At 74.2% G+C, this 21,892-nt stretch carries 18 protein-coding genes and 2 pseudogenes; 7 read left to right on the top strand and 13 right to left on the bottom strand.

Annotated elements, in window-relative coordinates:
• The first annotated feature begins 19 nt into the window (after window positions 1–19).
• Window positions 20–631, top strand: coding sequence for an SDR family NAD(P)-dependent oxidoreductase (locus OVA14_RS05700; RefSeq protein ID WP_267505285.1), 612 nt, complete (start codon window positions 20–22; stop codon window positions 629–631).
• A 69-nt stretch (window positions 632–700) separates the two neighbouring features.
• Here the strand turns inward: OVA14_RS05700 and OVA14_RS05695 are convergent, their stop codons facing one another.
• The 10 genes and pseudogenes from OVA14_RS05695 to OVA14_RS05650 all read right to left on the bottom strand — a co-directional run bounded on the left by OVA14_RS05695 (window position 701) and on the right by OVA14_RS05650 (window position 10,973).
• Entirely contained in the window at window positions 701–1,141 is a 441-nt protein-coding gene (locus OVA14_RS05695) for a nitroreductase family deazaflavin-dependent oxidoreductase (protein WP_267505284.1), read from the bottom strand.
• 168 nt (window positions 1,142–1,309) lie between these two features.
• A complete protein-coding gene (locus tag OVA14_RS05690) occupies window positions 1,310–2,893 on the bottom strand; it encodes a glucoamylase family protein (protein WP_267505283.1) in 1,584 nt (527 codons plus the stop codon).
• A 49-nt stretch (window positions 2,894–2,942) separates the two neighbouring features.
• Entirely contained in the window at window positions 2,943–4,127 is a 1,185-nt protein-coding gene (locus tag OVA14_RS05685) for a glycoside hydrolase family 1 protein (protein ID WP_267505282.1), read from the bottom strand.
• Between the two features lie 3 nt (window positions 4,128–4,130).
• The gene (locus OVA14_RS05680; RefSeq protein WP_267505506.1) at window positions 4,131–4,655 is read right to left on the bottom strand and encodes an ATP-binding cassette domain-containing protein; all 525 of its coding nucleotides are present in this window, start codon (window positions 4,653–4,655) and stop codon (window positions 4,131–4,133) included.
• Window positions 4,656–4,752: 97 nt separating this feature from the next.
• Window positions 4,753–5,802: pseudogene (locus OVA14_RS05675) on the bottom strand (ATP-binding cassette domain-containing protein); the annotation flags it as partial.
• A complete protein-coding gene (locus tag OVA14_RS05670) occupies window positions 5,799–6,746 on the bottom strand; it encodes an ABC transporter permease (RefSeq protein WP_267505281.1) in 948 nt (315 codons plus the stop codon). The gene OVA14_RS05670 and the pseudogene OVA14_RS05675, both read right to left, overlap by 4 nt.
• The gene (locus OVA14_RS05665) at window positions 6,743–7,723 is read right to left on the bottom strand and encodes an ABC transporter permease (RefSeq protein ID WP_267505505.1); all 981 of its coding nucleotides are present in this window, start codon (window positions 7,721–7,723) and stop codon (window positions 6,743–6,745) included. Before OVA14_RS05665 ends, OVA14_RS05670 begins: the two co-directional genes overlap by 4 nt.
• Window positions 7,724–7,754: 31 nt before the next feature.
• On the bottom strand, window positions 7,755–9,437 hold the full coding sequence (locus OVA14_RS05660) for an ABC transporter substrate-binding protein (RefSeq protein ID WP_267505280.1): 1,683 nt from the start codon (window positions 9,435–9,437) through the stop codon (window positions 7,755–7,757).
• 117 nt (window positions 9,438–9,554) lie between these two features.
• Window positions 9,555–10,670, bottom strand: a complete 1,116-nt coding sequence (locus OVA14_RS05655) for a LacI family DNA-binding transcriptional regulator (protein ID WP_267505279.1) — start codon at window positions 10,668–10,670, stop codon at window positions 9,555–9,557.
• 108 nt (window positions 10,671–10,778) lie between these two features.
• Window positions 10,779–10,973 (bottom strand): hypothetical protein, encoded by a 195-nt coding sequence (locus OVA14_RS05650; RefSeq protein WP_267505278.1) that lies wholly within the window; start codon window positions 10,971–10,973, stop codon window positions 10,779–10,781.
• Window positions 10,974–11,103: 130 nt separating this feature from the next.
• Between OVA14_RS05650 and OVA14_RS05645 the strand changes: the two genes are divergently transcribed.
• The gene (locus OVA14_RS05645; protein ID WP_267505277.1) at window positions 11,104–11,763 is read left to right on the top strand and encodes a VOC family protein; all 660 of its coding nucleotides are present in this window, start codon (window positions 11,104–11,106) and stop codon (window positions 11,761–11,763) included.
• An 85-nt stretch (window positions 11,764–11,848) separates the two neighbouring features.
• Here OVA14_RS05645 and OVA14_RS05640 read toward each other — a convergent pair whose 3' ends face one another.
• Window positions 11,849–13,186: an MFS transporter gene (locus OVA14_RS05640; RefSeq protein ID WP_267505276.1), complete on the bottom strand. Its 1,338-nt coding sequence runs from the start codon at window positions 13,184–13,186 to the stop codon at window positions 11,849–11,851.
• A 209-nt stretch (window positions 13,187–13,395) separates the two neighbouring features.
• Window positions 13,396–14,556: a helix-turn-helix domain-containing protein gene (locus OVA14_RS05635; RefSeq protein WP_267505275.1), complete on the bottom strand. Its 1,161-nt coding sequence runs from the start codon at window positions 14,554–14,556 to the stop codon at window positions 13,396–13,398.
• Between the two features lie 174 nt (window positions 14,557–14,730).
• Between OVA14_RS05635 and OVA14_RS05630 the strand changes: the two are divergent.
• The 3 genes and pseudogenes from OVA14_RS05630 to OVA14_RS05620 form a co-directional block, all read left to right on the top strand.
• Window positions 14,731–15,945, top strand: a pseudogene (locus OVA14_RS05630) (amidohydrolase); the annotation flags it as partial.
• Between the two features lie 76 nt (window positions 15,946–16,021).
• Entirely contained in the window at window positions 16,022–16,327 is a 306-nt protein-coding gene (locus OVA14_RS05625) for an amidohydrolase family protein (RefSeq protein WP_267505274.1), read from the top strand.
• Window positions 16,328–16,397: 70 nt separating this feature from the next.
• Window positions 16,398–17,654 carry a M20 family metallo-hydrolase gene (locus OVA14_RS05620; RefSeq protein WP_267505273.1) on the top strand — a complete coding sequence of 419 codons (1,257 nt, stop codon included), beginning with the start codon at window positions 16,398–16,400 and terminating at the stop codon, window positions 17,652–17,654.
• Window positions 17,655–17,660: 6 nt separating this feature from the next.
• On the opposite strand, the gene OVA14_RS05615 is transcribed toward OVA14_RS05620, so the two are convergent.
• The gene (locus tag OVA14_RS05615) at window positions 17,661–20,153 is read right to left on the bottom strand and encodes a DEAD/DEAH box helicase (protein WP_267505272.1); all 2,493 of its coding nucleotides are present in this window, start codon (window positions 20,151–20,153) and stop codon (window positions 17,661–17,663) included.
• 90 nt (window positions 20,154–20,243) lie between these two features.
• Between OVA14_RS05615 and OVA14_RS05610 the strand changes: the two genes are divergently transcribed.
• Together OVA14_RS05610 and OVA14_RS05605 are read left to right on the top strand one after the other, a co-directional pair.
• Window positions 20,244–21,353: a diacylglycerol/lipid kinase family protein gene (locus OVA14_RS05610; RefSeq protein ID WP_267505271.1), complete on the top strand. Its 1,110-nt coding sequence runs from the start codon at window positions 20,244–20,246 to the stop codon at window positions 21,351–21,353.
• Window positions 21,350–21,847, top strand: coding sequence for a LapA family protein (locus tag OVA14_RS05605; RefSeq protein WP_267505270.1), 498 nt, complete (start codon window positions 21,350–21,352; stop codon window positions 21,845–21,847). The genes OVA14_RS05610 and OVA14_RS05605 overlap by 4 nt, the downstream gene beginning before the upstream one ends.
• Window positions 21,848–21,892 lie beyond the last annotated feature (45 nt).

The following is a 21,892-nucleotide window of genomic DNA, read 5'->3' as shown; positions in this document are numbered from 1 at the left end:
AGCGCGGCAGGATGGTGCCATGCGCATCCTCATCGCCGGCGCCACGAGCGCCCTCGGCCGGGCCACCGCCACGGCGCTCCTCGACGCCGGCCACCACGTCATCGTCGTCGGCTCCGACGCGGATCGGCTCGGCCTCGTCGACGGCAGCGAGCACCTCGTGTGCGACCTCGCCGACGCGGCGGCGGTCGACGCGCTCGCCGTTGAGGTGGGCGAGCTGGACGCGCTCGTGCACCTCGTGGGCGGCTGGCGCGGCGGCGGCGGGCTCGCGGGCCAGAGCGACGAGGACTGGGCGTGGCTCGAGGGGCGGGTCGTGGGCACGCTGCGGCACACGACGCGCGCCTTCGCCGATGCGATCGGCCGCTCGGAGCGGGGCGCGATCGTCGCGATCTCGACGACGGGGCTCGAGCGTCCCACCGCGGGCAACGCGAACTACGTGGCCCTGAAGGCGGCCGCCGAGGCGTGGCTCGCCGCCGTCGGGCACGCGCTGCGCGAGACGCCGGCACGCGTGATCGTCAAGCGCGTGAAGGCGCTCGTGACCGACGCCGAGCGCGCCGCGCAGCCCGAGCGCTCGTTCCCCGGCGCGACCGACGTCGACGCGCTCGCCGCCGAGATCGCGGCGGACCTGGCCTGAGCGATCGAACGTCTCCGCGCGCACGCCGGCCCCGGATCCGGGGCCGAGCTGCGCGCGGAGACGTCGAGATCAGTCGGCGCGGGTCAGGAGCAGCACCGGGATGCGCCGGTCGGTCTTCGCCTGGTAGTCGGCGTAGGGCGGGTAGGCCTCGACGGCGCGCGCCCACCACGCGTCGCGCTCCGGGCCCTCCGGCAGCTCGCGCGAGAGGTAGTCGTGCTTGTGGCCGACGTCGTGCAGCTCGACGAGCGGGTGCTCGCGCATGTTGCGGTACCAGACGGGGTGCTCGGGGGCGCCGCCCTTCGAGGCGACGACCGCGTACTCGCCCTCGTGCTCGACGCGCATGAGCGCCGTCTTCCGCAGCTTGCCGCTGCGCGCGCCCACCGTCGTGAGGACGATGATCGGCATCCCGTTCATGTCGTTGGCCTCGGCGCCGTTCGTCGCCTCGAACCGCTCGGCCTGCTCGCGCGCCCATGCGGACGTGCTCGGTGCGTACTCTCCCTGCAGCGGCATGCGCCCCTCCTCGTGCTCGACTCCCAGCATCTCAACCGGTCCTGTGGTCGGCGGACGGGACTATCGCGTCCGCCGACCACTGACCCGGTTGAGAACAGGAACGCCGGAGCGCCGGCCGCTGTTCCGCGGCCGGCGCTCCGTGTGGTCGCGCAGGGAGGCGCGGGCGCCTCAGCGCTCGATGCGACCCGCCGAGAACTCCTCCTCCGCGATGAGCGGCCGCAGCACCTGCTGGGCCTCGCCGCGCGCGAAGGTGCGCTGCAGCACGTCGTGGCCCAGCTCGTTGCCGAGCGCGCCCATGATCATGCCCTGGTCGAGCGAGAGGTACCGCTCGGCCGCGACGCCCGTGCTCGTCACGGCGTCGTAGAAGCCGCCGGGGCCGTAGGCGCCCAGCTCGTCCTCCATGACGCGGAGGTTGTCGACCGCCGCGTCGCGGTCGTACGGCAGCGCGAGGAAGGCCGCGTGCGGCGTCGCGACGCCCTCGCCGAAGTCGGGCGCCGGGTTCGTGGCCTCGCGGCACTCGCCGTAGCCGAGGTCGACGTCGGTCTCCTCCACGTCGGAGGCGTAGCCGTCGGAGCGCATGCCGATCGCGTCGACGCCGTACTCGCGGTAGCCGCCGTAGGGGTCGGAGGAGGGCGAGAAGCCCCAGATGCCGTAGCCGGCCTCGTCGAGCCCGTGCTCGATGTGGGTCTCGACCGCGAGCGGGTGGTTGACGCCCCAGCTGTCGGGCGCCCAGCGGGCCTCCGGCACGAAGAGGTCGGGCATGAGCTCCTCGAACATCGCGCCGCCCCAGGTGGGCACGACCCGCTGGTCGTCGTACTCGTAGGCGCCCTCGAAGACGTCGATGCCGCGGTAGGTGCGGGTCTCGCCCACGGGCTCCTGCTCCTGCCACGACCAGTCGCAGCCGGCCGGCAGCGTGCGGTAGAGCGAGAAGTAGGCCTCGGCGGGGATGTCGCCGAGCGCGATGCCGACGTAGACGGCGATGCGCGTCTCGGAGTTCAGCACGTCGTAGTGGTGGCACGTGTAGTGCAGCTCCTCGCCGTTCCCGAGGTAGTCGCCGGGGGTCGAGCAGCCGGGAGGCGCCTCCACCCAGAAGCCGCCGCGGTTCCAGCCGGGCAGCTCGCCGCCGCGCGCCTCGGCGTTGTGGAAGACGCCGAAGTCCATGCCGTCGAGCAGCGCCTGCGCGTCGGCGCGGAGGCGCGGCTCGGCCGCGCGCACCGACATGAGGGCCGCGGCCAGCCAGCCGTTGTCGACCGTCGAGACGAAGGGGTGGATGACCTCGCCGCTGCCGGGGAAGACGTCGAGCAGCTCGCCCGTGGCCTCGTCGTACCAGTTGAAGTACATGCCGCTCGCCTCGTGCCGCTCCATCGCGGCGAGCGTGTCGAGGGTCGTCGCCATGCGCTCGCGCGCCTCGGCGCGCGAGACGATGCCGAGCTCGCGCGCCGAGATCGTCGACCACAGGTAGGCGCCGATGTTCGTGGGCGAGGTGTAGCCCGACCTCGTGGCCGGGTCGAGGTCGCCCTCGATGTTGTCGGCAGGGAGGCCCGTGGACGGATCGGTCATCGCATCCATCGAGGCCCAGGTGCCCTCTGCCCAGCGCTGCAGGTCGGCGCGGTCGGAGCCGGGCCCTCCCCCGTGGCCGCCGCGGGCCTCTGCGGGCGCCCCCGGCGCCAGCACGCCCACGGCGGCGATCGCCGCGGCCGCCGCTGCGGCGACGGCGCCGCGCAGCATCCGCGCCCTCGTTCGGTTCGTCATGGTTCCACTCCCTCGTGTTCCCTCAGGTCGTCGGTGCGGCGCCGAGGCCTCAGGCGGCCTCGAGCGCGTTGCGTCGCGCGACCTCGCCGAGCCAGCGGGCGCTGGGCTTCGGCGTGCGCGCGAAGGTCTCGCGGTCGACGTGGATGAGCCCGAACGTCGGCCGGTAGCCGCTCGCCCACTCGTAGTTGTCGAGGGCGCTCCAGTGCAGGTAGCCGAGCACCTCGATGCCGTCGTCGATCGCGCGGTGCAGGCCCTCGAGCGCGCCGCGCGTGTAGGCGATGCGGCGGCTGTCGTCGGCCGTGGCGATGCCGTTCTCGGTGACGAACACGGGCGCGCCCGCGAGCTCGGCCGCCGCGCGGACGCCGATCTCGAGCGCCTCCGGGTAGAACTCCCACCCGGTGAGGGTCGTCTCGACGCCCTCGGCCGGCTGCTTCGGCCCGTCGGGCCCGATGATGGTGCGCGTGTAGGCCTGCACGCCCACGAAGTCGTCGCCGCGCGCGGCCTCGAGGTACCAGTCGTCGCGCTGGTGGCCGTACTCGCGGGCGATCTCCTCGCAGCCGGGCTCCGGCTGGAACGCCTGCGTCGCGACCGTCCAGCCCGTCATGGCGTCCGTGTGCTCGCCGAGCACCTCGCGGCTCGCGCGGTGGCAGGCGAGGAGGGTGTCGGCGACGGCGAGGTCGGGGGCGGGCAGCCCGTAGGCGACGAGGTTCGCCGGGTCCTCGCCGCCCGCGATCATCGCGGCGATGTTGGGCTCGTTGATCGTGCAGATCCACGGCACGCCCTCGCCGACGATCGGCAGCGCGAGCTCGGTGAAGCGGCGGAAGCGGTCGACGGCGCCGGGCGCCCGCCACATGCCCTGCTGCGCGAACCACTGCGGCACGGTGAAGTGCATGAGCGAGACCATCGGCTGCAGGCCCGCCTCGTGGCAGGCCTCCACCATCCGGCGGTAGTGGTCGACCTCGGCGCGCGAGACGAAGCCGGGCTCGGGCTCGATGCGGCTCCACTCGATCGAGAAGCGGTAGGTGTCGAGGCCGAGGTCGGCGAGGATCGCGATGTCCTCGCGGTAGCGGTGGTAGCTGTCGCAGGCGTCGCCGCTCGGCTCGGCGATCGAGGTGCCCTCGGCGTGCTCACGCGGCCACCAGTCGTTGTTGACGTTGTTGCCCTCGACCTGGTGGGCGGCGGTGGCCGAGCCCCAGCGGAAGCCCTCGGGGAAGGTGCGCGTGCGATCGGTCATGGCTCAGTCCTCTCCTGCCCGTGCGGGCTGCGGCACCGCGTCGAGCAGCGCCACCGTGTAGTCGTCCGTGGGGTGGCGCAGCACGTGCGCCGTGTCGCCGCGCTCGACGACGCGGCCGCCGTCGAGCACGAGGATGCGATCGGTCACCACACGCGCGCTCAGCAGGTCGTGGGTGATGAAGAGCATGCTCACGCCCCACTGCGCGCGGAGGTCCTGCAGCAGCGCGAGGACGCCGGCGCGCAGTGAGACGTCGAGCATCGAGACCGGCTCGTCGGCGATGATCACCTGCGGCTCGCATGCGAGCGCGCGGGCGATGACGACGCGCTGCCGCTGCCCGCCGGAGAGCTGGTGCGGCAGCTTCGCCGCGAACTGCTCGACGGGGCGCAGGCCCACCGAGTCGAGCAGCTCGAGCATCCGCGCCCGGGCGGCGTCGCCCCGGAGGCCCGAGAAGTTCAGGATGGGCCGCATGAGCGCGTACTCGACGGTGTGGAGCGGGTTGAGCGCCGAGTACGGATCCTGGAAGACCATCTGCACGTCGTGGCGCAGGCCCCGCAGGCTCGCGACGCCGCAGCCGCTCCACCTGGCGCTCGCCCACGCGGATCGTGCCCGCGCTGGGCCGCTCGACGCCGGTGATGAGCTTCGCGATGGTCGACTTGCCGGAGCCGGAGGCGCCGACGAGCGCCATCGACTGGCCGGGCTCGAGGGTGAACGAGACGTCGTCGACGGCCACGACCGGGTCGTCGCTGCGGCGCCGGCCGGGATAGGTCTTCGAGACGCCGTCGAGCACGACGGGCACCGTGGCGCCGCGCCGCGAGGGCAGCGCCGTGGAGGCGGCGACCTCGATCGAGCCGCCGCGCGAGACGAGGCCCGGCAGCTCGACGACCTCGGCGCGCGGGTCGGCGTAGTGCTGCAGCAGCCCCTTCGTGTAGTCGGCACGCGGGCGCAGCAGCACGTCCTCCGACGGCGCGTCCTCGACGATCCGGCCCTCGTGCATGACGAGGGTGCGGGAGGTCGACTCGAGCACGAGGCCGAGGTCGTGGCTCACGAGGATGGCGCTGAAGCCCTCGGCCGCCTGCAGCTCGCGGATGGTCTCCATCACCGAGCGCTGCACGAGCACGTCGAGCGCCGTGGTCGGCTCGTCGAACACGAGCAGCCGCGGCTCGAGCGCGAGCGCGAGCGCGATGGCGACGCGCTGCCGCTGGCCGCCGGAGAGCTCGTGGGCGTAGCGGTCGAGCACGGCGCCCTGCAGGCGCACCTTGTCGAGCAGCTCGGCGCTGCGGGCGCGCTCCCGGCCGCGCGGCACGTGGCCGTGGGCGCGGTAGATGTCGCGGAAGTGGTCGGCGATCGTGCGCACGGGGCTCAGCGCGTTCATGCCCGACTGCAGCACCATCGCGAACCCGCCGCGGCGCTGCGCGCGCAGCGCCTCGCCCTCGAGCGTGGCCACGTCGACGCCGTCGAAGCGGATGCTGCCCGCGGCGATCCGCGCGGGCGCCTTCGTGAGGCGCGTGACGGCGAAGCCGAGCGTCGACTTGCCCGACCCCGACTCCCCCACGAGGCCGATGAACTCGCCGGGCGCGAGGTCGAAGGTGGCGCCCTCGACGGCGTGCACGGGCTCGGCGCCCGCCGGCTCGTAGACGACGGACAGGTCCTGCACCTGCAGCAGCGGCTCGGTCATCGGCCCTTCCCCTCTCGCAGGCGCGGGTTCGAGAGCCCGTCCACGCCGAAGTTGATGAGCGTCAGCGAGGTCGCGAGCAGCGCGATGCAGAGACCCGGCGCGAGCAGCAGCACCCACTGCCCGGTGAGGAGCGCGTTCGAGTTCTGCGCCCAGAAGAGCATCGAGCCCCAGCTGACGGTCTGCGGGTCGCCGAGCCCCAGGAACGAGAGCCCCGATTCCGCGAGGATCGCGGCGGTCGCCGAGCCGAAGAACCCGCCCGTGATGAGCGAGAGCATGTTCGGCAGGATCTCGCGGAAGACGATGCGCGCGGTGCCGTCGCCCGAGAACTGCGCGGCGGTGACGAAGTCGCGGCTGCGGAGGGTCTGCGCCTGCGCGCGCAGCACGCGCGCGCCCCACGCCCACCCGGTGACGATGACGACGAGCATGATCATGACGAGGCCGCCGCCGCGCAGGTACGCCGCGAGGACGATCATGAGCGGCAGCCCGGGGATGACGAGGAACAGGTTGACGACGAAGTCGGCGACGTCGGCGCCGAAGCCGCGCGCGTAGCCCCACGCGAGGCCCACGACGACCGCGATGAGCATCGCGCCCGCTCCGGCCACGAGGCCCACGAGCACCGACACCTGCGCGCCGAAGATCACCTGCGAGAGCACGTCCTCGCCGGCGCCCGTGGTGCCGAACCAGTGCGCGGCGCTCGGCGCCTCGTTGCGGCCGAAGGAGTTGTCGTGCGCGTCGTAGGGCGCGAGCAGCGGCGCGAAGGCCGCGGCCAGCAGGAAGACGCCCAGCATGATGAGCCCGATGCGCGCCTTCGGCACCGACCACAGGGTCGAGAACGAGCGGAGCAGCACGGTGGCGCCGCCGGGGCGGCGGGCGGCGGGCCGGCCCGCCTGGATCTCCTCGAGCCGCGACGCCACGGTCTCCGGCTGGGGCTTCTGCGCGGTCATCGGCGGGTCCTCGGGTCGAGCACGCCGTACAGGAGGTCCACGATGAAGTTCGCGAGCAGCACGCTCACGGTGATCATGAGGAACAGCGCCTGCATGAGCGGGTAGTCCTGGTTGGTGACGGCGTTGAACAGCAGGTAGCCGACCCCCGGGTAGGAGAAGACCTGCTCGACGAGCAGCGAGCCGCCGACGACGCCGCCGAGCGCGAGGCCGAAGCCCGTGAGGTTCGGCAGCACGGCGTTCCGCGCCGCGTAGCGGAGCGCGACGGTGCCGGGCCGCAGGCCGTTGGCCTCGGCGAAGGTCACGTAGTCGTCGCCGAGCGTGTTGATCATGGCGTTGCGCATCCCGAGGATCCAGCCGCCCACCGAGGTGAGCAGGATCGTGAGGGCCGGCAGCACCGCGTGGTACGAGGCGTCGAGCAGGAACTCGAGCGTGAGCTCGGGGGTCGCGCGCCGCGAGTAGGCGCCGGAGGTCGGGAACCAGTCGAGCCCGTAGCCCACGAAGAACAGCAGCAGGAGCGCCGTCCAGAAGTAGGGGAAGGCCGCGAGGAAGGTGCCCGAGAGCGTCGGCAGCGAGTCGAGCCAGCTGCCGCGGCGCCAGGCGGCCATCGCGCCGATGAGCGTGCCGATGATGAAGGCGAGGATCGTGACGATCCCGACCATCACGAGCGTCCACGGCAGCGCCTCGAGCACGAGCTCGCCCACGGTGCGGGGGAAGAAGGTGTAGGAGACGCCGAAGTCGAGGGTGACGACGTTCCCCAGGTAGTCGAGGTACTGCTCGGCGAGGTTGCCGCCGGGCACGCCCAGCTGCGCCTCGATCGCCGCCCGCGCCTCCGGGCTCACGGGCCCGTTCTGCGCGAGCCGCGCGAGCGCGGCGTCGGTGGGCGAGCCCGGCATGAGCCGCGGCAGGAAGAAGTTGACGGTGATCGCCGCCCAGAGGGTCAGCAGCAGGAGCCCGACCTTCCGGGCGACGTACCGCATGCTCACGCCTCCTGTCGCGGCTCGGCCGGCGTCACTCGACGGCCTCGATGCTCGTGACGATGAGGAGCGGGTTCGCGTCCCACGTCTGCGGGGTGGCGTACGGGTCCTCGGCGCTCGGCCAGCCGGTGAAGCGCTGCTCCGAGAACAGGCCCCACAGGCCGCCGTAGAAGAGCGGCACGACGGGCAGCTCCTCGTGCATGATCGTCTGCAGCTGGTAGCCGATCTCGCGCTGCTCGGCCTCGTCGGTCGTGACGCGCAGCTGGTCGAGCAGGGCGTCCGCCTCGTCCGAGCGGTAGCGCTGGAAGTTGGCGGTCGTCGTGGTGCCGACCTCCTGGTAGAAGCTCGACGACATGAGCGCGTTGAAGTCGTCGTACACGGAGCCCGTGCCGCCGAACGAGCCGATGATCAGCTCGAAGTTGCCGTTCTGCAGCTCCTGCTGGTACGCCGCGGGCTGCGGCTGGTTGAGCGTGACCGCGATGCCGGCGGCGGTGAGCTGCTCCTGCACCTCGGTCGCGCCGCGCAGCCAGTCGGTGTAGCCGTTCGGCGTCGTGAGCGTCACCTCGAGCTGCTGGCCGTCGGGGCCCACGAGGCGGTCGCCCTCCATCGTGTAGCCGGCGTTCGCGAAGCGCTCCTCGGCGGCGTCGAGGTCCTGCGAGACCGCGCCGGCGTCCGGGATGTCGGGGTTGAGCCACGCCTCCTGGTTGGGCAGCAGCAGGCCCGTGGTGCCCGCGGCCTCGACGTAGCCCTCCTCGGCGACGTCGGCGATGCGGTCGCGGTCGAGCGCGAGCGAGAGGCCCTGGCGGAACTCCGGGTCGTCGAAGGGCGCCTGCGTGAGGTTGGGCATGAGCGAGATCGTGCCGCCCGGCGGGAACCAGTGGGTGTTGCCCTCCTCGGCCGCGCCCCAGGTGCTGTCGACGTCGGACATGTAGGAGTAGGCCCAGTCGTACTGGTTGTTGACGATCTCGAGCTCGGTGTTCGCGGCCGGGAGGATCAGCTCGCTCGCGGCGACCTCCTCGACCTGCCAGTAGTCCTCGTTGCGGTCGAGCGTGTACTCGTTGGGCGTGAACTCGCCGAGCACGTAGGGGCCCGCGCCGACCGGCTGCTCGTTGAGGAAGGTCGTCGGATCCTCGACGTCGGCCCAGATGTGCTCGGGCACGATCACCGTCTGCGCGATGGCGCGCGCTGCCGGCACGTTCTCGCCGTTGAGGGTCACGACGACGTCCTGGCCGTCGACCGCGACCGACTCGATGTTCGTCCACGCGCCGCGCACGTCGAGCGCGGGGAAGTCCTTGATGAGCTGGAGCGTGAAGGCCACGTCGTCGGGCGTGAGGGCCTCGCCGTCGCTCCACGTGATGCCCTCGCGGATCGTGAAGACCACGGTGCGGGCGTCGGGCTGCTCCATCGACTCGGCGATGAAGGGGGTGCCCTCGCCGTCGATGGCGTTGAAGACCATGAGGGGCTCGTACATGAGCAGCGACGCGGTGCGCTTGTTGGGGCTGAACGGGTTGAAGTTCGCCGTGAAGGTGGGCGAGCCGTTGTCCATCGCCACGAGCAGCGGGGTGTCGCCGCTCGCCGCGCCGCCCTCGCCGCTGCCGCCGCCCGCGCAGCCCGCCACGAGCGCGACGACCGCCGCGCCGGCGACCGCCGCGAGGCCCTTCCTCGCGATCGATCGCGAGGCCGCTGCCCGCTGGTCCCTGCTTCCATGCCTGCGCATCTTGCTCCTCCTCGTCGAGGTGCCCGTCGCCGAGCTGCACCGCCGTCGGTGCGTCCCGGCGAGTGTAAGCGCATACATCGGCGGGGCGCAACCCGTGATGCGATCCCGCGGCGCGGCTCAACCGGTGCAGCCGCAGCTCTCGCGCAGGAGCACGCGCACGGGCAGCCCCACGGTCGCGGCGGGGAGTGCGGGGTCAGCCAGTCGCGCGAGCAGGCGGTCGATCGCGGCCCTCCCGACGTCGCGCATCGGCTGCTCGACCGTCGTCAGGCGCGGTCGAGAGCGCGCGGAGGCGTCGATGCCGTCGAAGCCCGTGAGCGCCACGCGCTCGGGCACCTCCACGCCCGCCTCGCGCAGCACGTCGAGCGCGCCGAGCGCCGTCTGGTCGTTGGCGCAGACGAGCACGCGCGGCAGCGCGCCGACGCCGCGCTGGAGCAGCGCCGTCGTCGCCTCGCGCGCCGTCTCGTAGGTGAAGGCCGAGCGCGCGATGGGCGCCTCCGGCACCGGCACGCCTCGGTCGCGCAGCACCTCCTGGAACGCCGCGAAGCGCTCCTCGCCGTCGGGCGAGCCTGCCGGGCCGCCGAAGAACGCGAGGTCGCGGTAGCCGTGCTCGTCGACCAGGTGGCCGACGAGCGCGCGCATCGCGGAGCGGTTGTCGACGTGCACGTGGTCGAGGCCGTCCTCGCGGTCGTGGGCGGCCATCACGACCACGGGGATGCGGCGCGCGATGCGCTGCAGGTCGTCGTCCGGCAGCGTCGCCGAGAGCACCGCCATGCCGTCGACGCGCCCCGCCATGTCTGCGGCCATCGCCGTCGCGGAGGAGCCGCGGGCGACGGCGATCGTGACGGCGAGGCCCGCCCGCCACGCCTCGAGCTCGGCGCCGCGCACCACCTCGGCCGTGAAGAGGTCGACCATCGAGGTCGTGGGCGCCGTGCGGCGGTCGCGCACGATCTCCACCTCGGTGCGGCCCGTCGTCGTCAGCACCGGCAGCTCGCCCGTGTCGGTCGCCCCGACGCCGTCCGCGTCGGGGAAGAGCAGCCCGAGCGTGCCCGCGCGGCGGCTCGCGAGCCCGCGCGCCGCCGCGCTCGGCACGTAGCCGAGCTCGTCGACGGCGGCAAGCACGGCGTCGCGCGTCGCGGCCCGCACCTCGTCGGGCCGGCTGAGCGTGCGCGAGACCGTGGCGGTCGAGACGCCCGCCCTCCGGGCGACGTCGTAGACGGTGGGCTGCTTCGGCACCGTGCCACCGTAGCGCCGCGCTCGCGGGGCGGCTCGGAGGCTGCGCGCCAGCGCCTGCTCGTCGGCCGGCGGCCGGGCGTCGCGTCGCGCCCCCGACGCCGAGGCGGCTCAGCCCTTGCGGAAGTGCGCGCGGATGCGGTCGGCCTGCTCGGCGGTCAGGTGCCAGGGGGTGCCGATCTCGTGGCCCTCGAAGGGGCCGCGCCCGTCGGCGGGGTTCCGCAGGAAGCCGCGGATCTGCTTGCCCTTGCGGTCCATCCCGAGCTCGCGCGAGAGCTCGACGGGCGTGATCGTGGCGTCGTCCATGCTCCGAGGCTACGCGCCTCCGGGCGGCTCCGGCGCCCGCTGCGATCGCGCCGTTGCGCTGCCGGGGCGCCGCGAGGATGCTGGGCACGGCGGATCGGCGGCGGGCGCGGCCGCGGAGCGAGGAGCACGCATGCACGACGACGAGCGGATCACGACGGCGGCCTTCCACGCGGCGGAGGGCGTGGGCGACTGGCGCGTGGTGGCGACGGGCCCGCAGGCGGTCTTCCTCGCCGACTCCTTCGCGCACGCGGCCTCGCTCGTGGCGGCGGTCGCGGAGGCCGCCGAGCGGCACGGCGTGCGGCCGGACGTCGACCTGCGGCCCGAGGCCGCGGTCGTGAGCGTGCCGCACCCCGACTTCGAGGGCATCCCCGCGGGCGCCGCACCCTTCGCGGCCGCGGTGTCGAGCGCGGGCGCCGCCCTGGGGCTGCGGGCCGAGCCCGCCCTCGTGCAGTCGATCCAGCTCTACGTCGCCCAGCACAGCGAGGCCGACGTGCGGGCGTTCTTCCTCGCCGCGCTCGGCTACGAGCCGTTCGGCGACGCCGACGCGGTCGATCCGCTGCGCCGCGGACCGCAGCTGGCGGTGAACCCGATCACGGGCGACGCGGCCGGCCGCGGCCGCACGCACCTCGACGTCTTCGTGCCCGCCGATCGATGGCGGGCCCGCGTGGAGGCTGCTGCGGAGGCCGGCGGCCGCATCGCCGACGAGGCGCAGGCGCCCGCGTGGGTCACCCTCGCCTCCCCCGACAACCACGGCGTCGACATCGCGGGCTGGCCCGACGCGCGCGACTGACGACCGCTACGACCGACGACGGCCCCGGGCCGGCGGGCGCTGCTCGCGTCCGCCGGACCGGGGCCGTCCGACCGCGGTGCGGAGGTCAGGCCGCCTGCACGATCGCCTTGTCGCGCACCCGGAGCCGCTCGCCGAAGAAGCCTCCGGCCGCGGTGATGAGCGAGACGATCGCGAGGATCACGACGGCGGGCCAGGACACCGGCTCCTCGTTCAGGCCGATGAGCCAGGTGGCGACGAAGGGCAGGAAGCCCGAGAGCGCGCCGGCGATGTTGTAGCCGAGCGAGACGCCGCTGTAGCGCAGCTCCGGCGGGAAGAGCTCGGTGAGCAGCGCGCCGGTGACGGCGTAGGTGATCGTGAGCAGCGCGATGCCGGCCGTGACCGCGAACGTGATCGCGAGGGGCGATCCGGTGTCGATGAGCCAGAAGAGCGGCGCGGCCGCCGCGGCGGTGAGGATGCCGCCCCAGAAGGTGACGCGCCCGGGCCCCATGCGCTCGGCCAGGCGGCCGCAGAGCAGGATGACGACGATCTGCGCGCCGGCGGCGATGAGGGTGGCGTTCACCGCCACCTGGCGGTCGACGCCGAGCGTGTTCGCGGCGTAGCTGACGACGAAGGTGTTCATGACGTAGAAGCCGCCGACGCCGAGGAACGCAGCAGCGACCGCGACGATGAGGCGGCCCCAGGCCTTCGTGAACACCTGCAGCGCGGGCACCTTGGCCCGCTGGTCGAGGCGCACGAGGTCCTCGAAGATGGGCGACTCCTCGACCTTCAGCCGGATCCACAGCGCGATCGCGAGCAGCGGGAAGGCCGCGAGGAACGGCAGGCGCCAGGCCCAGGCGTCGAACTCGGCGGGCGGGAAGAGCAGCACGAGCGCGATGGCGCCCGACGACATGAGCGTGCCGACGGGCGAGCCGACCTGCACGAGCGCGGCGTACCGGGCGCGCTGCGAGACGGGCGCGTGCTCGATCGCGATCGTCGTGGCGCCGCCCCACTCGCCGCCGACGGCGAGGCCCTGGAGGAGCCGCAGCGTCACGAGCAGCGCGGGCGCGAGGAGGCCGATGTCGGCGTAGGTCGGCAGCAGGCCGATGACGCCCGTGGCGATGCCGATGAGCACGATCGTGAGCACGAGCGTGGGCCGACGCCCCATGCGGTCGCCGAGCACGCCGAAGATGAACGCGCCGATCGGGCGCGCCGCGAAGCCCACGCCGAAGGTCGCGAGCGAGGCGAGCACGGCCGCGCTCGGGTCGAGCTCGGTGAAGAAGAGGCGGTTGAAGACGAGGGCGGCCGCCGTGCCGAAGAGGAAGTAGTCGTACCACTCGAGGGCGGTGCCGACGAAGGCTGCGCCGGCGATGCGGCGCACGTCCTTGGGGCTGACGACGATCTCGTCGGCCGGGGGCGCCGTGGTGGCGCCGTCTGCCTGGGTCATGGGATCTCCTCCTCGGGGCCGCCGAGGGACGCGGCGGCGCGGGGGTGCTGCGGGGGCGGACGGGAGGCGCCGAGCGGTGCTGGCCGGCGCGGCCCGGGTGCCGGCGGGCGGCGCCCCGGGTTCCTGACATCGTCCCGGAGGCGCGGCGGGCGCTCAATGGCCGGGCGACCCGCATTCCGGCGAGTGGATTGTGCAGACGCCCACTTCGCTCAGACCGCGCGCGCGACGGCGTCGCCGTGCGCCGCGAGCAGCACCTGCGCCAGCGATGCCTGTACGGGCACCTGCACATCCAGCTCCGTGCGATCCCGGAACGCCGCGAGCCGGTTCAGCACCGTGTTGCGATGGCAGAACAGCCGCCCGGCCGTCGCGTGCACGGAGCCCGTGGCGAGGTAGGCGCGCACCGTGCTCAGGATCGCGCCGCGCTGGTAGTCGGTGAGGGCGTCGAGGCCGGATGCGCGATCCTGCAGGAAGCCCGGCACGAGCGCTGCGAGCCGGTGCGCGGCCACGTGGGGCCACAGCTCCTCGAGGTCGAGCATGCCCGAGCCGTCGGGCAGCGCCGCGAGCAGCGGCAGCGCCGAGCGGGCCGCGAGCGCCACCGCCGAGAGGCCGCGGAGCCCGGGCAGCCGGACGCCGGGCAGCCCCTCGAGGCCCGCGTCGAGGGCGTGGCCGCCCTGCACCTGGAAGACGCAGTAGGCGTCGCCGAGCGCCCCGGCGAACGCGCTGCCGGCGGCGAGCCGCGCGGCGAGCGCCCGCTGCGCCGCCTCGATCCGGTCGACGGGCACCGCCACGAGGTCGAACCGCGCCTGGGGATCCACGCCGAGCCCCTGCGCGATCGCCTCGACCGCCGCCGCGCCCGGGGCGTCGCCGCTCAGGAGCCGCGCGAGGTGGCGCTCGGTCGCGAGCCGCGCGTCGCGCTGCATGGCGGCGCGCTCCAGCAGGAACGACTGCTGCACCTCGTCGACGTATCCCTCGACGACCGTCAGGACCCGCTCCACCTGCGCGACGAGCACGGCGTCCTGTCCCTCGCCCGCGAGCCGGGTGAGCCAGCGCCAGAGGACGCGGAAGTCGAGCCGCACGGCCTCCAGGAGCGCGTCGAGCGGCACGCCCTGGCGCGCGCGCCGCACGCCGAGCGAGGTGGCGAGCACCGCCTCCTCGTGGGTGGGCGCCCTGCCCCCGAGCCGCGCGACGAGCATCCGCAGGGTGTCGGCGGCCGTGTCGCGGAGGTCCTGCTCGCCCACTGCGTCGCGGTCGTAGCGGCCCCGCTCGCCGAGCTCGGCCATGAAGTCGTCGACGATCGCGTCCATCTGGGCGTCGAGCCGATCCACCAGCCGCTGCCACTGCTCCGACGCCGCGCCATCCGCTGCCACCATCGCTGCCGCCTCGTTCCTCGCGTCGAGCGCGCTTGTGCGCATGCACAGCCTACGGCGCTGATCCCGTGCTCGTCTCGCATTGTCGGCGGCAGATCGCCCAGATTCAATGGAGGCACGACCCGAGGAGGCCCCGTGCGCATCGACGCGATCATCGAGGACGCCCGGATCCGCACCATGGATCCCGAGCGCCCGACGGCCCGCAGGATCGGCATCTGGGCCGGCCGCGTGATCGGGCTCGACGAGGAGCTCGACGGCGCCTCGGCCGACGTCGTGCTCGACGCGCAGGGTGCCACCCTGCTGCCCGGCTTCGTCGACGCCCACGCGCACAGCGTCTGGTTCGGGCAGTCGCTCGCCGAGGTCGACCTCGCGCAGGAGCGCACGGCCGAGGGCGTCCTCGACCGCATCGCGGCGGCAGCGTCGCCAGCGCCCACCGACGACGAGTGGATCATCGCCTCCGGCTTCAACCCCCTCGGCATCCGCGGAGGGGTCGACCGCGACGGCCTCGACCGCGCTGCCGGCGGCCGGCCCGTGTGGCTCAAGCACGCCTCCGGGCACGCGGCGACCCTCAGCGGCGAGGGGCTGCGGCGCATCGGCGTCGACGACGGCCCGCGCGACGATCCGGAGGGCGGCGTCATCGTCCGCGACGAGCGGGGCAGGCCCACGGGACTCCTGGAGGAGAACGCGATGCGGCTCGTGCAGGACGTGCTCCTGCCCGATCCGCTGCGGGCGATCGAGGACGCGCTGGGCCGGGCCACCGCCCAGTACGCGCGCGAGGGCCTCACCTCGGTGACCGACGCCGGCACCGTCGGCGGCTGGATCGGCCACAGCCCGCGCGAGCTCGCCGGCTACCAGGGCGCCCTGGAGCGCGGCCTGCTGCGCACCCGGATGCAGGCGATGGTCACGCTCGATGCGCTGCACGAGCTCGGCGGCCACGCCGACGACCCCCGCGCGATCGGCCTGACGGGCGGGCTGCGCTCGGGCATCGGCGACGAGCTGCTCCAGCTCGGGCCCGTCAAGGTCTTCACCGACGGCTCGCTGCTGGGCTCGACCGCCGCGATGACCGAGGACTACGAGCACGACCACGGCAACCACGGCTACCTGCTGGGCGACCCGGCCACGATGCGGCGGCGCGTGCTCGACGCCGCGGGCGGCGGCTGGGCGCTCGCGCTCCACGCGATCGGCGACGCCGCCGTCGACTACGCCCTCGACCTCGTCGAGGAGGCGCAGGCCGAGCACGGCCGCGCCGCGATGCCCAGCCGCATCGAGCACGGCGGCGTGGTGCGGCCCGACCAGCTGACCCGGATGGCGAGGCTCGGCGTGGCCCTCGTGCCGCAGCCGCGGTTCATCGCCGAGTTCGGCGACGGCATGGCCGAGAAGCTCGGCGCCGAGCGCACCGCGCGCTCCTACCCCGCGGCGAGCGTGCTGCGGGCGGGCGCGGTGCTGGCCGGCGCTCTCGGATCGCCCGGTGGCGCCGGGCGAGCCGCTGCGCGTCGTGCAGTCGTTCGTCGAGCGGGCGACGCAGTCGGGCGCGCAGTACGGCCCGGACGAGCGCCTCACCGTGGCGGAGGCCCTCCGGGCCTGCACCGTCGGCGCGGCGGAGGCGACGGGGTGGGGCGGCCGCAAGGGCGTGCTCGCGCGCGGCGCGCTCGCCGACCTCGTGGTGCTCGGCGACGACCCGCGCGCGGTCGCCGCCGATCGCATCGGCGCGATCGACGTGGTCGCGACGCTCGTGGGCGGCGAGGCCGTGCACGGCGCGCTCGACGAGCGCTGAGCATCCGCGTCGCCGCACCGGCGGCGCAGCAGGACACCGCCGCACGCGCGGCGCACGCCAAGGAGGGCACATGCACACCGACTTCCTCGAGGACTTCGCCGCCATGTCGGCGCACGGGGCGACGCCGGGCGGCGGCGTCGAGCGCGAGGCGGGCACGGCGGAGGACCACGCCGTGCGCGCGTGGTTCCGCGGCTGGCTCGAGGCCGAGGGCTTCGCGGTGCGGCACGACGCGATCTCGAACCAGTACGGCATCGTCGAGCTCGTGCCGGGCGCCCCCTACGTGCTCGTGGGCTCGCACCTCGACTCGCAGCCGCTCGCGGGCCGCTTCGACGGCGCCTACGGCGTGCTCGCGGCCGCGCACGCGGCCCGCGAGGTCGTGCGGCGCGTGCGCGCGGGCGAGCTGGCAGCCGCGTGCAACCTCGCGGTCGTCAACTGGTTCAACGAGGAGGGCAGCCGCTTCACGCCCAGCATGATGGGCTCCTCGGTGCTCACCGGGGCGCTGCCGCTCGAGGCGGCCCTCGCCGCGACCGACCGCGCGGGCGCCACCGTCGCCCAGGCGATCGCCGCTCCCGGCGACGCCCTCGACCTCGCGGTGCCTCCGGTCGCCGCCTACGCCGAGATCCACATCGAGCAGGGCCGCGGCCTCGAGGAGTCGGGCACGACGATCGGGCTCGTGGATCGCACGTGGGCGGCCAGCAAGCGCCGCATCGTCGTGCACGGCGAGCAGAGCCACACGGGCTCGACGATCATGGCCGACCGGCGGGACGCCCTGTACGGCGCGGCCCTCCTCATCGTGGCCGCGCGGGAGCTCACCGAGGAGCTGCCGGCGGGCATGCTCCACTCCTCCGTCTCGGAGCTGGAGCTCGCGCCCAACTCCCCCGTGACCGTCGCGCGCCGCGTCGAGATCAACCTCGACCTCCGCTCCCCCGACGAGGGCGTGCTCGAGCGCGCGGACGCGCTGCTGCAGGAGCGCATCGCGCAGATCGAGGAGCGGGCCCGCGTGCGCGTCGAGCAGCGGCTCACGCACCGGTGGGGGCTGCTGTCGTACCAGCCGGAGGGCGTCGAGCTCGCGCGCTCGGCGGCCGAGGGGCTCGGGCTCTCGCACGCGAGGACGATGACGGTCGCGGGCCACGACTCCACGAACATGAAGGACGTCGCGCCCACCGTGATGCTCTTCGTGCCGAGCATCGAGGGCATCTCGCACAACGAGGGCGAGGCGACGAGCGACGAGGACGCGCTCGCGGGCGTCGCGCTCCTCACCGAGGTGACGGCGCGGCTCGTCGCGGGCGAGCTGGGCGCCGAGGCCGCCTTCGTGCCCGGCCTCTAGCGCCCCCTACAGGCGACCGACGCGGGTGACGCGCACGACCGCGGCGCCGGACTCCGCGGAGGCCGCGAGGTCGACCGAGGCCCAGATGCGCCAGTCGTGGTCGCCCGCAGGGTCGGCGAGGATCTGCTGCACCTCCCAGGTGTCGACGCCCTCGCCGACGACGAGCATCCGGCTGCTGCGCGCCTCCGCGCCCGTGCCGATCGCGTCGTGCTCGTCGAAGTAGGCGTCGAGCGCCTCGCCCCAGGCCGCGGCGTCCCAGCCGGAGGCGGCGTCGAGCTCGCCGAGGTCGTCGGCGCGGTCGAGCGCGGCCAGCTGCACGCGACGGAACAGCTCGTTGCGCACGAGCACCCGGAAGGCGCGCGGGTTCGCGACGACCGAGGGCGGGGGCGGCGGCGCGATCGGCGCCTCCCCGGGAGCGGTCGGGTGCAGCAGCTCCTCCCACTCGTCGAGCAGGCTCGAGTCGACCTGCCGCACGACGCTGCCCAGCCACTCGATGAGGTCGAGCAGCTCCTCGCCCTTCGCCTCCTCCGGCACCGTCTGCCGGATCGCGCGGTACGCATCCGAGAGGTAGCGCAGCACGAGCCCCTCGGAGCGCGAGAGCCCGTAGTGCTGCACGTAGTCGGCGAAGGTCATCGCCCGCTCCCACATGTCGCGCACGACGCTCTTCGGCGACAGCGCGAAGTCGCCCACCCACGGCTGCGACGACGCGAACACCGCGAGCGCCTCCCGCAGCAGCTCCTCGAGCGGCTTCGGATGCGTGATCTCCTCGAGCAGCGCCATGCGCTCCTCGTACTCGATGCCGTCGGCCTTCATCGCCGCCACCGCCTCGCCGCGGGCGAGGAACTGCTGCTGCGCGAGGATCGGCCGCGGGTCGTCGAGGGTGGCCTCGATGACCGAGACGACGTCGAGCGCGTGCGTGGGCGAGGCGGGCTCGAGCACGTCGATGACCTCGAGCGCGAAGGGCGACAGCGGCTGGTTGAGCGCGAAGTCGGGCGGCAGGTCGACGGTGAGGCGGATGCGCGGCGCGGTGTCGTGCTGCTCGACGATGCCCGCGGTGCGGAGGGTGCGGTAGATCGCGAGCGCCCGCCGCTCGAGCGCCAGCTGCTCGCGGCGCGTGCCGTGGGAGGCGCGGATGAGATCGCGCATGTCGGCGAAGGCGTCGCCGCCGCGGCCGATCACGTTCAGCAGCATCGAGTGGCTCACCTGCATCTGCGGCTGCAGCGGCTCGGGCTCCGCGTCGATGAGCTTCTCGAACGAGGGCTTCCCCCACGAGACGAAGCCCTCCGGCGCCTTCTTGCGCACGAGCTTCCGCCGCTTCTTCGGGTCGTCGCCCGCCTTCTCGAGCATCTTGGCGTTCTCGGCCTCGTGCTCGGGCGCCTGCGCGACGACGGTGCCGGCGGTGTCGTAGCCGGCGCGGCCCGCGCGGCCCGCGATCTGGTGGAACTCGCGGGCAGTGAGGTGCCGCATCCGCTGCCCGTCGAACTTCGTGAGACCCGTGAGCAGCACCGTGCGGATGGGCACGTTGATGCCGACGCCGAGGGTGTCGGTGCCGCAGATGACGCGCAGGAGGCCCTGCTGCGCGAGCTGCTCGACGAGGCGGCGGTACTTCGGCAGCATGCCGGCGTGGTGCACGCCGATGCCGGCGCGCACGAGCCGCGAGAGCGTCTGGCCGAAGCGCGTCGTGAAGCGGAAGTCGCCGATCGCCTCGGCGATCGCGTCGCGCTGCTCGCGGCTCACGACCTTCGTCGAGGTGAGCGCCTGCGCCCGCTCGAGCGCCGCGGCCTGCGCGAAGTGCACGATGTAGATGGGCGCGCGCTGCGTGGCGAGGAGCTCCTCGATCGTCTCGTGCACGGGCGTGAGCGCGTACTCGAAGTGCAGCGGCACGGGCCGCTCGACGCCCGTGACCTGCGCGGTCTCGCGGCGGGTGGAGGTGCTCAGGTCGTCGGCGATGCGGGTGACGTCGCCGAGCGTGGCCGACATGAGGATGAACTGCGCCTGCGGCAGCGTGAGCAGGGGCACCTGCCACGCCCAGCCGCGCTGCGAGTCGGCGAAGAAGTGGAACTCGTCCATGACGACCTGGCCGACGTCGGTCTGCTCGCCGTTGCGGAGCGCGAGGTTGGCGAGGATCTCGGCGGTGCAGCAGATGATCGGGGCGTCGGCGTTGACGCTCGAGTCGCCCGTGACCATCCCCACGCTCTCGGCACCGAAGACCTCCACGAGCTGGAAGAACTTCTCGCTCACGAGCGCCTTGATCGGCGCGGTGTAGAAGGAGCGCTGTCCCTGCGCGAGCGCCGCGAAGTGCGCGCCGATCGCGACGAGCGACTTGCCGGTGCCGGTGGGCGTGGAGAGGATGACGTTCGCGCCGGTGACGATCTCGAGCACCGCCTCCTCCTGCGCCGGGTAGAGGCTGAGCCCGCGCTCCTCGAGCGCCCAGGCCGCGAAGGCGTCGAAGGCGGCGTCGGGATCCCAGGGGCTGGGGGCGTGGTCGAGGAGGGGCATCGCGTCGAGTCTGTCGCATGCGCGGCGGCGACGCCTGGCGGCGGCGCCCGGGACGGCCGAGCTGCCAGCGGACCGGCGTACCGTCGCCGCATGGCGCACCACGAGCACGAGCCCGGCGTGGCCGGGCCGCACGTCGCGGTCGTGCATCACCCCGGCAAGGCGGATCGGCGGCGGCTGGAGCCGCTCCTCCGCGAAGCGGAGGCGGCGCACGGCTGGGCGCCGGCCCGCTGGTACCCCACGGCCGCGCACGACGGCGGCGCCGAGGCGGCCGCCGCGGCCGCCGCAGGAGGCCCCGCGGTGGTGCTCGTCGCCGGCGGCGACGGCACGGTGCGCGTGACCGCCACGGCGCTGCGGGGCACCGGCATCCCCGTCGCGCTCGCGCCCTCCGGCACCGGCAACCTGCTCGCGAGGAACCTCGGCCTCCCGCTCGCCGACCTGCGCAGCTCGGTCGCGACGGCCTTCGCCGGGGTCGATCGTGCCGTCGACCTCGCCGTCGCGCGGCTCGAGCGCGAGGACGGCGGGCGCACGACGCATCGGTTCGTCGTCATGGCGGGCATCGGGCTCGACGCGAGCATGGCCGCGAACACGGACGCGGCGCTCAAGCGACGGATCGGCTGGGCGGCGTACGTCGATCCGATCGCGCGCTCGATCCTCGGCGACGCCCAGCTCTTCCTGCACTACCGGATCGACGGCGGCCGCGCGCGGTCGGTGCGGGCGCACACCGTGATCGTCGGCAACTGCGGCACGCTGACCGCCGGGCTGCTCCTCATGCCGCGCGCCGAGGTCGACGACGGGCTGCTCGACGTGGCGCTGTTCCGCCCGCGCTCGGCGGCGGCGTGGGCGCGGATCGGCTCGCGCCTCAGCCTGGGCGGGCCGCTGCGCACCACGCGAGCGGGCCGGTGGCTGCTGCGCGTGGTGCCCGCGCCGGGCGGCCTGCACTTCGCGCAGGCGCGGCGCTTCGACGTGCGCTTCCGCACCGGCCAGACCATCCAGCTCGACGGCGACGACTTCGGCGCCGTCGTCGCCGCCCGCCTCACCGTCGAGCCGGGGGCCCTGATCGTCCGGATGCCTGCCGACGGCGCTCGCCTGCCGCGCGAGCCCCGGCGCGGCGGCGCCCGCGAGCGCCGGGACCGCACCCGGCTGGCTCGCCGCGGCCGGGGCTATCCTGGCGACCCACCGCGAGCGAGGAGCCAGCCGTGACGAACGAGACCTTCGATCCCGCAGACCGGCGGCACGACGCCGCCGCTGCTCCTGCGGCCCCCGGGGACCGGCCGGCCGAGGGCACCGCGCCCACCGCGCGCCTCGACGGCGAGCGCCCGGCAGCGGCCCGCACCGGCGGAGCGACCGCGGCCGCACCGGCCGCCGATCGCGTCGAGCCCACGCGCATCCAGCTCGACCCCTCGCTCGACCAGCACCAGCGCCAGGGGCTCTCGGGCGGCACGTGGATCGCGCTGATCCTCGGCACCGTCATCCTCGTGCTGCTGCTCATCTTCATCCTGCAGAACAACGTGCCGGCGGAGTTCGCCTACTTCGGCGTGCAGTTCAGCCTGCCGCTGGGCGTCGCGATGCTGTTCGCGGCGATCGCCGGCGTGCTCATCACGGCGCTGCTCGGCTCGGTGCGGCTGTTCAAGCTCGGCCGGCGCGTGCGCAAGCTCGAGAAGGAGCGGCAGACGATCCGCCAGGCCATCCGCTAGGCGATCCTGCAGCCGCGGATGCGGCGGAACCCTGCCGTCGCTCTT

The sequence above is a fragment of the Agrococcus sp. SL85 genome (assembly GCF_026625845.1).
GTDB lineage: Bacteria > Actinomycetota > Actinomycetes > Actinomycetales > Microbacteriaceae > Agrococcus.
Note: the sequence above shows the minus strand (reverse complement) of the source record. Positions and strands in the feature narration are given on the sequence as shown.